Source organism: Shewanella sp. Pdp11 (assembly GCF_002838165.1).
Lineage (GTDB): Bacteria > Pseudomonadota > Gammaproteobacteria > Enterobacterales > Shewanellaceae > Shewanella > Shewanella hafniensis.
Map to the genome: position 1 here is coordinate 670,780 of NZ_CP015194.1, position 12,054 is coordinate 682,833.

A 12,054-nucleotide genomic window follows, 5' to 3' on the forward strand; every position below is an offset into this window, starting at 1 on the left:
AAATTGAGATGCTAGCCCTTAAGCGATGGAGTGGTGATGCTTAACCGCCAGTGGCGTTCATAAAACGTAGGATTTGTACCTGATTATTGCCAAAGTCGTGTTGCTTAGGCTTGAGGTTAATGCCCGCGAGAATCGCGGCTTTAAGTCTCTCAATATCTGCGGGAAATTCCCTGACTATGCTTTTGAGATCAACGGCATGCTCATTGCCTAAACACAGCAATAATTGGCCTTCAACTGTGACGCGCACGCGATTACATTCGTGGCAGAAGTTGTGACTGTGGGGTGAGATAAAACCGATATGGATTGGGCTGTCTGCCATAGTGTAATACCGCGCTGGGCCACCAGTGCGTTTACTCGAGACCTGTAGCGGATAGCGATTTTCTATGATGGCTTTGACTTCATCACTGCTGCAATGACGGGCACGTTTACGCTCATCCATTTCGCCAAGTGGCATTTCTTCGATAAAGGCGATGTCTAAACGGCGACCACGGCAGAAATCAACTAAATCAATGACTTCATTATCGTTCTGCTGTTTTAAAATCACCGCGTTAATCTTGATACGTTCAAAGCCAGCCGCAATGGCGGCATCGATACCATCGATGACTCTGTCTAACTTGCCGTTACGCGTTAGCTGAGTAAACAGTGTGGGGTTTAAGGTATCTAGGCTGATATTGAGGCGCTTTAATCCTGCATCAAACATGGGTTTAGCGAATTTTGTCAGCCTTGAACCATTAGTGGTCATGGATAAATCCGTCAGCCCAGGCAGCTTACCAAGCAGACCCACTAGCTGGTCGCAATCGGTGCGAACTAAGGGCTCACCGCCGGTCAGGCGAATTTTAGTCACACCAAGCTCGGTAAAGGCTTGGGCAATCCAAGCTAATTCTTCGAGGTGGAGTACGTGGTCCTTTGGCAGAAAACAGGGATCTTCCGTCATGCAATAAACACAGCGAAAGTCGCAGCGGTCGGTGACCGAGAGCCGTAAATATTCGACCTTACGGCCAAAGGAATCCACAATTAGACTCATAAAAGCTCACTGGATCTTAAAGCAGATCCGCAAAGGGTTGAATAAATACAGTTTCACCTGCATTCACGGCTTCTGCATCATCCCCTATGATGATGAGGCAATTCCCTTTAACCATTGAACTTAACATCCCAGAACCTTGGTTGCCCGTGCTACTCACGTGCAGGCGTCCATCTTTACCAAGCTGAAAAATTCCGCGAATAAATTCGGTGCGGCCTTGACGGCTTCGTAGAGTTTCATCACTTATTGCAGGGAATAGCTGCGCTTGCCAGTTCACTTCACCCGCCAATTTACGTAAAGCGGGCTGCACAAACTGCAGGAAAGTGACCATTACCGCCACAGGGTTGCCCGGCAACCCGAAGAATAAGCTATCTCCGATTTTACCAAAGGCGAGGGGTCGACCCGGACGCATGCTAATCCGCCAAAAATCGATTTTGCCTAAGCGGGCCAGTACGGTTTTAATGTAATCCGCATCACCGACCGATACACCGCCAGAGCTAATGACAACATCGGCAAGGGTGGCGGCTTTAGCGAGCGCCGCTTCGAGCGCGCTTTCAGAATCTTCGATAATGCCTAAATCAATAACATCACAGCCAAGACGTTTCGCCATCGCTTTGATAGTAAAGCGGTTTGAGTCATAGATGCAGTTGGCTTTGAGTGCTTCGCCAGGTTGGCTCACTTCATCGCCGGTGGAGAAAACGGCAAGGGTTGGGCGGCGATAAACATTCAAACGATTAAGCCCAAGTGAAGCCAGTAAACCTTGTTCGGCGGCGCTTAGGCGAGTGGCTTTGGCGAGGGCGACTTGGCCTTGGGCGATATCTTCCCCCGCGAGGCGAACGTGTTGCCCCGCCAGAATACGACCGTCGAAGCTAACATTGCCGTCGACTTCCTTGGCAAGCTCTCGGGGCTGCACAGTATCGGCACCCGCTGGTATAGTTGCGCCCGTCATGATACGCACGGTCTCGCCGACTTTAAGCGTGCCCGAATATTGATGACCAGCAAGGACCTCTCCCACCCGTTTTAAGGTGGCAGGCATGGGGTCTTGATAGATAAAGGCGTAGCCATCCATCGCCGAATTAGTTTGTTGCGGCACGTTGACGGGAGAAATACTGTCGCTGGCCAGTACGCGGTTATCTAAGGCGTCTAAGTCAATCTCTTCGACTTCTGCCACGGGTGAAATATGGGATAAAATTTGCGCTAAACCTTGGCTGACGCTGAGGTTTTTGTTGTCGCCTATGGTGCAGGCATCCACGGCTGAAATCGGGTATTGGAGTGGCGTTTCCCAATTCTGGGCATACTCAATGACAAAGTCGGCAATCTGGCTGACATTGTTGAGATCAAGTCGGCGCAGTTCACTCGGGATTGCGTCGTTTGGCAATTGAGTGTCATCGCAACAGGCGATGGCAAGGATATTCTCATCTTGGGTGTAGATAAAAGGTTTGCCGTGGGCGGCGCGGTGCAATTCAATTTTAGGTAAGGCGAGTTTTTTAAAGCCTTCGACGAGGACGATATCGACTTTGTCGGCTTCGATTTGCTTGAGCAAATGGACTAACTCAGGATCGCCATCGCGTGCATCTTCTGTCATCAGCGCCCAGCGCACATGGGAAGCGACCAGCATTTGCCGCGCACCCGCTTTACGCATTTCGTAACTGTCTTTGCCGGGAATATCCACGTCGAAATTATGGTGCGCGTGTTTGATCACGGCTAAGCGTAGGCCACGTTGATTTAATTCGGGGATCAATTGCTTGAGTAAGGTGGTTTTCCCCGTGCCACTGTAGGCACAAAATCCGAGAACGGGAATAGATAGCGGATTGACGAAGGGAGTACTCATTTGCACCTCTAATCTGGAAAATTTAAGCCTTAGCTTTGGTTTATCTCTGCGGCCAATCTTTGTTTTTGTTCTGGCGTATTCACATTCACAAAGGCATTAGGTTGGTCGGCGAAAGACTCAACGACAAAGTGATGCTTGGCATACCAAAAGTCCACTTTACGCTCACCCGCCTCAAGAAATGCCTTCATCGAGTCACGTAAGCTGGGTTTTAGTAGTAAGACGACGGGTTGCTCATATTCGCCATCACTGGCAACGGCGAGCTCTGCATCTTCGGCCTTAATCGCTGCCAACATACGCGGCACAAGGTCGGTTGGTAGCAGTGGGCAGTCGCAGGGCACCACTAATAAGTAGTCAGCAGCTGTATTGCCCATTGCGGTGATCATTCCCGCCAAAGGGCCGAGGAAACCGCTATGCTCATCGCTTATCACCTTAAAACCAAACTCAGCATACCGTGTTTGGTTGCGATTTGCGTTGATCAGGATCTCCTTAACCTGAGGTTTTATTCTGTCTATTGTGTGTTTAATCATGGCTTCGCCGTTTAATTCGACGAGACCTTTATCGTCGCCGCCCATGCGACGTGCCATGCCACCGGCAAGAATAACGGCATCAATTTGCGATGACATATAAAGACTCCTGTGCTGGCAGAGATTCTGGGTGTTGATAAGAGGTCGTCACTCGTTTGCCTTCTATGCGCCACTGTTGTTCGCAGATGGAGGTTAACGCGCAATTTTGATGGCTACTCAACAACATACCTGTGCCTTCATGTTTGAGTTGTTGGATCATTTTTAATACTAACTCTTGCGAGTCCTTGTCCATATTGGAGGTCGGTTCGTCGAGCATTAACAGTTTAGGTTGTAGGATCCAAGCGCGCGCAATGGCGAGGCGCTGTCTTTCGCCGCCAGAGAGATTACTGGCTCTGGCGTGTAGTAGTGACCCTAGCTGCGCCATCTCAATTGCCTGAGTAATACGTTGTTTCGCCTTGGCTTTTGTCTCTGAACTGAAATTTAGCCCATAGGTGAGATTATATTCCACTGTACCGTCGAACAAATAAGGATGTTGGTGCAGATAAACAGCTTTACCCAACAAAGGGTTGCGTCGCCACCACGCATTCTTGGCAAAACCTTCAGTCTTAATTTTGCCTTTCGTTGGTAGCATTAAGCCCGCAAGAATTTTCATCAAGGTCGATTTACCCGTGCCATTGTCGCCTTGCAGATAAATCACATCCCCTTGGCAGAGCGCTAATGCGTCCGCTTTGAATAACAGGCGATCGCCAAAGGACATCTCTAAGTCACGGGCGATCAGTTTGACCTTAGTCATTGCTTAATGGCTCCTTGGCATGGCTTTGCCGCGTAAACTACCTAAGGCAAAGTTGAGGATCAAGGCCAAGATTAACAGCACTAGCCCGAGGGCGATAGCTTGAGCGAAGTCGCCTTTACTGGTTTCCAGTGCGATAGCCGTAGGTATGTTACGGGTTACGTTTAAAATATTGCCGCCGACCATCATAGAACAGCCGACTTCGGTGAGAATACGGCTAAAGGCCGCGACAATCGCCAGCAGTAAGGGCATACGTAGCTCGCGGCAGACTGTCCATACGGCGCTGCACCAAGAAGCACCTAAAGTGCGTGAGGTTTCCCATGCTCTACGGTCAACGCTAGTAAAGGCGGCTTGGCTCATCGCAATCAGTACGGGCGCGCAGATCAACATTTGCCCGAGGATCATGCCTTCTTGGGTGAATAACCATTTTAGATCGCCCAGAGGACCATTGCGGGTGAGCAGTAAATAGACCAGCAGACCGATAACGACAGTTGGGATAGATTGCAGAGTTTGCACTAAGTTCGTGACTATCCATTTACCGCGAAATGGCGCAAACGCTAGCACAAAGCCAAGTACCATAGATGGCACCAGCGTGATGAGCAGCGCCGCGAAAGAAACCGAAAACGAGATCGAAATGATGGACCAAACGTCTGGGTCTAAAGAAAACAGCAGGCTTAACGCCTGCTGTAACAGTGCTAGCCAGCCGTCGCTCATTCGCTATAAGTTGCCTTGAACAATTGCTCACCTTCAACTTTGAAGTTATTGATCATGCTTTGACCTTCTTTGCTGATCAACCAGTCGCTGAATGCTTTAGCGCCTTTGTGGTTTAGATCTGGGTACTTAGCAGAGTTGATCAGAATAACTTGGTATGGGTTAGCTAAGGTTTTGCCGCCATCGAAATCAACACCAAGATCTAGCTTAGTTTTGTAAGCTACAAAAGTACCACGGTCAGACAGAGTGTAACCTTGCATTTCATTTGCCATTAGCAGGGTTTTGCCCATGCCTTGACCTACTGACGTGTAACCTTTGAAATCGGGTGTCACACTTGCCGCTTTCCATACTTCTAACTCTTTGATATGAGTGCCTGAATTGTCACCACGAGAGATAAAAGGTACGCCTGATTTGGCTATTTTAGCGAAGGCTTCTTCGGCATTCTTGCTGTCACGGATTTTTGCTGGGTCATTTTTAGGGCCCAGTACCACGAAATCATTTTCCATGATGCCACGGGGCTCAACACCAAAACCGTCGGCGACGAATTTGGCTTCAGCACTTGGCGCATGAGTCATGACTAAATCCACGTCACCTTGTTCACCCAGTTTCAGGGCTTTACCTGTACCAGTGGCGATGACTTGAACCTTGTAGCCTGATGCACTTTCGAACTTAGGTAACAGTTCTTTCAATAGGCCTGAGTTTTCTGTGCTGGTGGTGGTGGCTAACTTGATAATTTCAGTCGAGTGAGCGGGTAAAACAGTGAACATACTGGCTGCAACAACCAGTCCCAGTAATGACTTCATATGAGATTTCATGTTTAGCATGGGTACTCCTTGGCGGAAAATAGGATTCCAACTCAAATGCCTACTGAGTGGAAGGTCTCGTAATGTAATACGTTCGGTTGAAAGCAAATTAGATGCCAAGCTGAGAATGCGGTCATTTTCTTCACAGCTTAACCTAATTTGTGAGCTTGATCCCAAGCTCAACAAATACTCTACAGACAAATTGTCTCAGCACCTACTTACTGTGGTTCATAGTGACCTATTCATCTATTTTCAGTGCTAGAATTGGTCGCAAATGAGTCAAAATGTCCAGAAGCAGACAATATGAGCCAGATAGATAATAACCTCAAGCCTCTTCCATCGGCAGTATCGGTACTGATTGTTGATGATGAACCCGGAATGCGCAGTTTTTTAAATAAGGCACTCTCGAAGAAATTCGCCTTAGTCGAAACGGCGGGCAGTATCGAAGATGCGGAGCAGCTCCGTAGTCGTTGCCATTTCGATTTACTGATCGTCGATATTCGCCTGCCGGGCCGCTCAGGTATCGAATGGCATGAAGCGCTGGATGAGCAGGGCCGTCGTTCGGACATCATTTTTATGACTGGCTATGCCGACATGGAAGTGGCGATTACCGCGCTACGCGCTGGTGCGTCTGACTTCATCATGAAACCTTTCCACCTTGAGCAGATGATGACTGCGGTCGATCGTTGTATCGAACGCCGCTTGCTTAAACGCGAGAATTTGATGCTGCGCCGTGAGGTTTCCATCGGTTATTCATCGACCATTATTGGCAGCAGTGAGGCCATGAAGTCGGTGAAACATATTATCGAACGTGTGGCGCCGACCAATGCCGTGGTGTTGATCCAAGGTGAGTCGGGCACGGGTAAGGAATTAGTCGCACGCCAATTACATTTACTTAGTGGACGTCAGGGACCTTTTGTCCCCGTTAACTGTGGCTCTATCGCCCCTGAACTGCTTGAAAGTGAACTGTTTGGCCATACCGCCGGTGCATTTACGGGGGCGAAAGGCAATCGTGAAGGTTTATTCAGTTTTGCCTCGGGCGGGACGATTTTCCTCGATGAAATTGGCGAAATGCCACTGAAAATGCAAACGGCATTGCTCAGAGTATTAGAGCAAAAAGCGATTCGCCCTGTGGGCAGCGAGAAAGAAGTGAACATAGATGTGCGAGTGATCGCGGCCACCAACCGCACTTTGATTGATGAAGTGGATGCGGGTAATTTCCGCCGTGACTTATATTACCGACTGAATGTGCTCGATATTTTAATCCCGCCATTACGGGACAGACCCGAAGATGTGGTTGAGTTAACCCATCACTTTACCCGCCAACTCGCGGCTGAATTAGGGGTAAGAGAAGTCGTGTGGAGCCATGAGGACATGGTGAAGCTGCAACAACATGAGTGGCCGGGCAATATTCGTGAGCTGCGCAACATGATTGAGCGCTGTATTTTACTGGGCAAGCCTCCTGCGGAATATTGGAAACAACAACTCAAGAGTGACTCTTCCTCGACATCGGGTTACCCATTGGATTGGCCATTAAAAGAAGTTGAAAAACACCATGTGACCAGCGTTGTGGACTTACATTCTGGCAATAAGTCTGCCGCGGCGAGGGATTTAGGCGTTTCGCGTAAAACTTTAGATCGTAAGTATAAAGAGTGGTTTGATTTCAGCGGCGATCAGGAGTCATAGGGTGTCATTCTTCACTCACTTTTTTGGTGTCAGTTGGCAGCAAATGCAGGCCAAGGTGCGCTATCGCATATTAATCCTGACGTTATTGCCTATTCTACTTACACTGGTGAGTTTAGTGTTTATCACTATTTACTGGAATATCAGTTATACAGGTAAGCAGCTGTTTATGAAGGTTAAAGCTGACTTATCTGTTGCCGAGAATACCTTGCAGCAAGTGCAAGTACGCCAAGAAAAACAACTCGAACGTGTGGTGACGTCTTGGACGTTTCAAAATGATTTCAGGCCACTTTTCAGTGGTAAAGCATTAACTGGCGAAGTAGTACACAGAGCCAGTCTTGATGCATTTCTCCTCGAACAGAAAAAACAGCTTAACCTCGATTATTTGCGTCTCGTCACCGTTGCCGAAGCGGCCACAGACCCAGATTTACGTCAAATCCTCCCAAAGATAAATGGTTTATTACCTTATTCCGGCTTGATGGTGCTACCGCCCGAGCGTTTAGCGCGCATAGACCCCGAATTGGCGATCACTGCGAGCATCCCGATTGTCGCGACCTTGAGGGCGCAGAGCCCGACTAAAACCGTTGAAGAACGCGGTTTATTAAGCCGTAGTCTGCTACCCGTGCCTGATATGCAAGGTAAAGTGGCTTGGTATCTGGATGGTGGCATTCTGTTTAATCGTGACACGCGGATTGTCGATCACATTCGTGATTTGGTGTATGACAAGGGCACCTTACCCGAGCGCTCCATCGGCACTGTGACCATCTTCTTAGACAACATCCGTATTTCCACTAACGTACCATTGCACTTTTATCCCACGGGCAGCGAGACGCAAGGTCGCGCGCTGGGCAGTTTAGTATCGGAGGAGGTTAAGGAAAAAGTGTTAACCCAAGGCGAGCAATGGGTCGACCGCGCTTTTGTGTTTAATGATTGGTTTATATCCGCTTACGCTCCCTTGGAAGATATTCGCGGCCAGCGTGTCGGCATGATCTATACGGGGTTTTCTGAGTCACCTTTTATCCACAATTATTTACTCAATATCATAGAGCTGGGCACGATTCTCATGTTAGTGCTGTTAGTGTCAGGCTTGCTGGTTTATCGCGGCGCCTACAGCTTGTTGCAGCCGATTGAGCGTATCCACCACGTAGTACAGGCGGTGCAGTCGGGACGTAATATTCGTATTGGCGCTTTAGGGTTAGATAGGGATAACGAGTTATCGAACTTGGCCGAGCAGTTCGACAGTATGCTCGATCTGCTGCAGCGCCGAAATGCCCAGATCCAAGCGGCGGCAGAGCAGCTTGAAATGAAGGTCGAAGAGCGTACCCGCAGCTTGCAGGACAAAACCTTAGAGCTGCAACGTAACGTGGCGTTACTGAATGAAACGCGTCAACAGCTCGTCACCAACGAGAAGCTTACCGCACTTGGTGAGTTGACCGCAGGTATTGCCCACGAAATCAATAATCCGACCGCCGTTATCCTCGGCAACATGGAGTTACTGCGCTACGAACTTGGCGATAATGCGGAAGTGGTAAAAGAAGAAATTGATCTCGTGATTCAGCAGGTGGGACGGATCAGTACCATTATCCGCAGCCTGTTGCAGTACAGTCGTCCGGGTGAATTTAACGCCCCGTTAGAAATGCATCCGATTACCCCCATTATTGAAGAAATGTTGGTGTTAGTGCGGCATTCGATTCAGAAACAAGAAGTGGTATTGATCACTGAGTTAAACGCCAGTTGTCCAGTGCAGGTCAATCGACCGCAGTTGCTGCAAGTCTTGATTAATCTGGTGGTCAACGCGGCGCATGCGATGGACGGTAAAGGACGGATTTGGGTGCGAACCTATGACTGGGTGCAGCAAGATATGCCGATTGGCGTCAAAATCGAAGTGGAAGATGAAGGTTCTGGGATAGCACCAGAGCAGCTAGGGCGGATTTTCGACCCCTTTTACACCACGCGTAAGGATGGCACTGGTTTAGGGCTTTCGCTCAGTTACGGCATTATTAAGCGGATTGGTGGCACGATAGAAGTCAGCTCAACCTTAGGAAAAGGCACATTATTTACCATAGGCTTGTACCATGAGGCGAAGGAAGATCAGCAGAATAATCCCTACGAGGGCTTACATTTTGCGGGCAATTGCAGCGACACGGCTGCCGATTAGCTTATCGATGAATTTTGCCAAGTGAGATAGTGAGATATGGCAGCTTGCTGTGTTCGATTGATTACCTGTCATTAAAATATGGCTGCAGTTGTTGGTTCTACTTTATGTGGCTTTGCATTACCGAATTTTAGGTAAAAAAAAGCCGGATGATGAATCCGGCCACAAAGAGTGTGTGTGAGCAATGTCGTGCTTGCAAACTCAGGAGCTCCATAACAACGTCGATTACCAGTCATCGTTGTTAAAGATGAGTTTTGGAACGCACGTTAACGATAATCATTCTCAATTGTGTTTGCAAGCTATTTATTAAAAAAAGTGCACATCTTTACAAATATCGTTTCGCTCTCATCCATTAACGGTTTAGATCGACTTACGTAGATGCAGTTTATGATCGACTAAGCTTTTTGGATCGGCGTTGAGCTCGGTGATTAAATATTGATTACTGATCAACAAATTAAGCATCGCAGGGAAACGGTTCATCGTTTTCACCTGAATATGGTTATAGCCTTGACGGCATGCCCAGGTTTCTTGATATTCGAGTAGACTCTGCGCTAAGCCTAAACGTCTAAAGTCGGAGGCAACGCCACCTAACCAACTATAAAATATGGCCTCTTCTTGCTCGTAACCCAGTTTAAACCCTGCCAATTCACCTTCCACATACGCAACTAAGATCAAACACTTTTTGCCCTGTAAGCGCTGATTTAGCACTTCGCTGGTGAGGGGGCGATCGAGTTCAGGGATTTGTTGACTAAGTTGGATAAGCTGAGTGGTTAACTCGGGAGTCAAACCTGACTCTGCTTTTATTTCGATAGAATACATTGCTTGCTCTCATAAAAATCAGCCCCACTCGCGCGTTAACAGGAGCAGGGCTGAGCTATTAACTGGTCAAATTATAATAGGTCTGGCCAGTTGAGTTGATCAGGAAATTGATTCTTGCGGATTGGTGCGCAAAATCTTGTCTTGTAAGACTTTTAGCAAAACCCCGTAGGCAGGCAGGAAAAGACCTAAGCTCACGATCAGCTTAAAACCGTAATCGACAGTGGCGATTTCGGGCCAATTGGCCGCCATAAAACTATCGGAAGAGGCGTAAAAGGCGATGCTGAAAAACACTAAGGTATCGACCAAATTACCCACTAAGGTCGATGCCGCAGGCGCGACCCACCAAGAGCGGCTCATTCGCAGACGGGCAAAAACCTTAATATCCATTAACTGGCCAATCAAATAAGCGGCAAAGCTGGCGAAAGCGATTCGGAACACAAAGGTATTCCACTCTGCAAGTGAGTCAGCGCCTTGGAAGCTACCTTGATGGAACACAACTCCCATCACGTAGGAAATCATCAAAGCGGGAATCATAGCTTTGAGTATGATGCTACGTGCGGCTTGTTGGCCAAAAATACGGACAGTGAGATCAGTGGCTAAGTACACGAATGGAAAGCTAAATGCGCCCCAAGTTGTGTGGTAACCAAATAGCTGAAATGGCAATTGTACTAAGTAGTTGCTGACGCAAATAATCAGTATGTGGAATCCTACTAATAGGAATAAGGCGCGGCGAAGCTGCGCTGTGGTTAACATTAACATATGTGGCCTTTTTAGTTGTGTAGGGCGGGGTGAGGGAACCCGCTAATTTTCAATTTATTATGTTTACGACAATATCACCGAACATTACCGATCGCAGCGAGGCGAAATCGGGTCGTCATTATAGTGGCCGAGTTTTAAGATGCAAGCCTGCTGTTTAAATGTACGCATAGAATGAAAACTCTTCTACACTTTGAGTACGTCGAAGGAGGATAACCATGAGACGATTCTTTGCTATTTTTTGCTTACTTTTAGCCATGTTACCTGTATCCATCTATGCCGCCCAGCCGATAGTTGTCAATGTGGCGACGGCTTCGTGGGAGGATTTTGCCAATCGTGATGAAACGGGTTACTACTTCGAGTTACTCCAACGGATTTTCCCCGAGCCAGAATGGCAACTCAAGGTGCAGTTTATGCCCTTTGCCCGCAGTTTATATCTTGTTGAGCACAATCGTACCGATATCACCCTCAGTGTTTATAAGGGAGATACTAAAAAGGCGCTGCTAACTGAGAATGCGGTTGAAGTAGATTCTATTGATGTAGCGGTCACCCCCGAGTTAGCGGCGACTTGGACAGGACTTGAGAGTCTATCCCACAAGAGGGTTCAGGCCATGTTGGCCTATCGATACAACATGTTGACGCCTGTACCTATGTACTACGAAGAAAGCAGCGATATGTTGACTATGCTCAATAGCTTAAACGCAGGACGCATAGATGCCGTGTTGGATTACAAACCTAATTTGCTTATGTATGTGCCTAAGCTGAAGGCGCCACAAAATTTTGTGATTATTCAAGGCGTACTCAAGGCCGAAACCTATTTTGCCTTTGCAAACACTGAAAAAGGCCAGATGCTGAAACAACATTTTGACCTTGCACATAAGCGTTTAATCGATTCGGGAGAGCAGGACAGGCTTTACCTTGAAATACTTGAAAAAAGAAAGGCTGATGATGAATAGGCCTT

General features: G+C 47.9%; 11 protein-coding genes. 3 read left to right on the forward strand and 8 right to left on the reverse strand.

Annotated elements, in window-relative coordinates; genetic code table 11:
• Positions 1 to 40: 40 nt before the first annotated feature.
• Genes moaA through AYJ58_RS03160 form a run of 6 tightly spaced genes read right to left on the reverse strand, consistent with a single transcriptional unit; the run spans position 41 to position 5,701 of the window.
• Positions 41 to 1,024, reverse strand: a complete 984-nt coding sequence (moaA, locus tag AYJ58_RS03135; RefSeq protein ID WP_106648856.1) for a GTP 3',8-cyclase MoaA — start codon at positions 1,022 to 1,024, stop codon at positions 41 to 43.
• A 16-nt stretch (positions 1,025 to 1,040) separates the two neighbouring features.
• The gene (locus AYJ58_RS03140) at positions 1,041 to 2,852 is read right to left on the reverse strand and encodes a bifunctional molybdopterin-guanine dinucleotide biosynthesis adaptor protein MobB/molybdopterin molybdotransferase MoeA (protein ID WP_106648858.1); all 1,812 of its coding nucleotides are present in this window, start codon (positions 2,850 to 2,852) and stop codon (positions 1,041 to 1,043) included.
• Positions 2,853 to 2,881: 29 nt separating this feature from the next.
• Positions 2,882 to 3,475 carry a molybdenum cofactor guanylyltransferase MobA gene (gene mobA / locus AYJ58_RS03145; protein ID WP_106648860.1) on the reverse strand — a complete coding sequence of 198 codons (594 nt, stop codon included), beginning with the start codon at positions 3,473 to 3,475 and terminating at the stop codon, positions 2,882 to 2,884.
• On the reverse strand, positions 3,459 to 4,169 hold the full coding sequence (locus AYJ58_RS03150) for an ABC transporter ATP-binding protein (protein WP_106648862.1): 711 nt from the start codon (positions 4,167 to 4,169) through the stop codon (positions 3,459 to 3,461). Before AYJ58_RS03150 ends, mobA begins: the two co-directional genes overlap by 17 nt.
• Before the next feature lie 3 nt (positions 4,170 to 4,172).
• On the reverse strand, positions 4,173 to 4,880 hold the full coding sequence (locus AYJ58_RS03155; RefSeq protein ID WP_106648864.1) for an ABC transporter permease: 708 nt from the start codon (positions 4,878 to 4,880) through the stop codon (positions 4,173 to 4,175).
• A complete protein-coding gene (locus AYJ58_RS03160) occupies positions 4,877 to 5,701 on the reverse strand; it encodes a substrate-binding domain-containing protein (RefSeq protein WP_106648866.1) in 825 nt (274 codons plus the stop codon). The genes AYJ58_RS03155 and AYJ58_RS03160 overlap by 4 nt, the downstream gene beginning before the upstream one ends.
• Before the next feature lie 282 nt (positions 5,702 to 5,983).
• Here AYJ58_RS03160 and AYJ58_RS03165 point away from each other — a divergent pair, with 282 nt between their 5' ends.
• Both AYJ58_RS03165 and AYJ58_RS03170 read left to right on the forward strand, forming a co-directional pair.
• The gene (locus AYJ58_RS03165; protein WP_106648868.1) at positions 5,984 to 7,366 is read left to right on the forward strand and encodes a sigma-54-dependent transcriptional regulator; all 1,383 of its coding nucleotides are present in this window, start codon (positions 5,984 to 5,986) and stop codon (positions 7,364 to 7,366) included.
• Between the two features lies 1 nt (position 7,367).
• Positions 7,368 to 9,521: a sensor histidine kinase gene (locus tag AYJ58_RS03170; protein ID WP_106648870.1), complete on the forward strand. Its 2,154-nt coding sequence runs from the start codon at positions 7,368 to 7,370 to the stop codon at positions 9,519 to 9,521.
• 357 nt (positions 9,522 to 9,878) lie between these two features.
• Here the strand turns inward: AYJ58_RS03170 and AYJ58_RS03175 are convergent, their stop codons facing one another.
• Both AYJ58_RS03175 and AYJ58_RS03180 read right to left on the reverse strand, forming a co-directional pair.
• Positions 9,879 to 10,337 carry a GNAT family N-acetyltransferase gene (locus AYJ58_RS03175; protein ID WP_106648872.1) on the reverse strand — a complete coding sequence of 153 codons (459 nt, stop codon included), beginning with the start codon at positions 10,335 to 10,337 and terminating at the stop codon, positions 9,879 to 9,881.
• 99 nt (positions 10,338 to 10,436) lie between these two features.
• On the reverse strand, positions 10,437 to 11,096 hold the full coding sequence (locus AYJ58_RS03180; protein WP_106648874.1) for a 7-cyano-7-deazaguanine/7-aminomethyl-7-deazaguanine transporter: 660 nt from the start codon (positions 11,094 to 11,096) through the stop codon (positions 10,437 to 10,439).
• A gap of 215 nt (positions 11,097 to 11,311) precedes the next feature.
• On the opposite strand from AYJ58_RS03180, the gene AYJ58_RS03185 reads away from it, so the two are divergent.
• Positions 11,312 to 12,049 (forward strand): substrate-binding periplasmic protein, encoded by a 738-nt coding sequence (locus AYJ58_RS03185; protein ID WP_106648876.1) that lies wholly within the window; start codon positions 11,312 to 11,314, stop codon positions 12,047 to 12,049.
• Positions 12,050 to 12,054 lie beyond the last annotated feature (5 nt).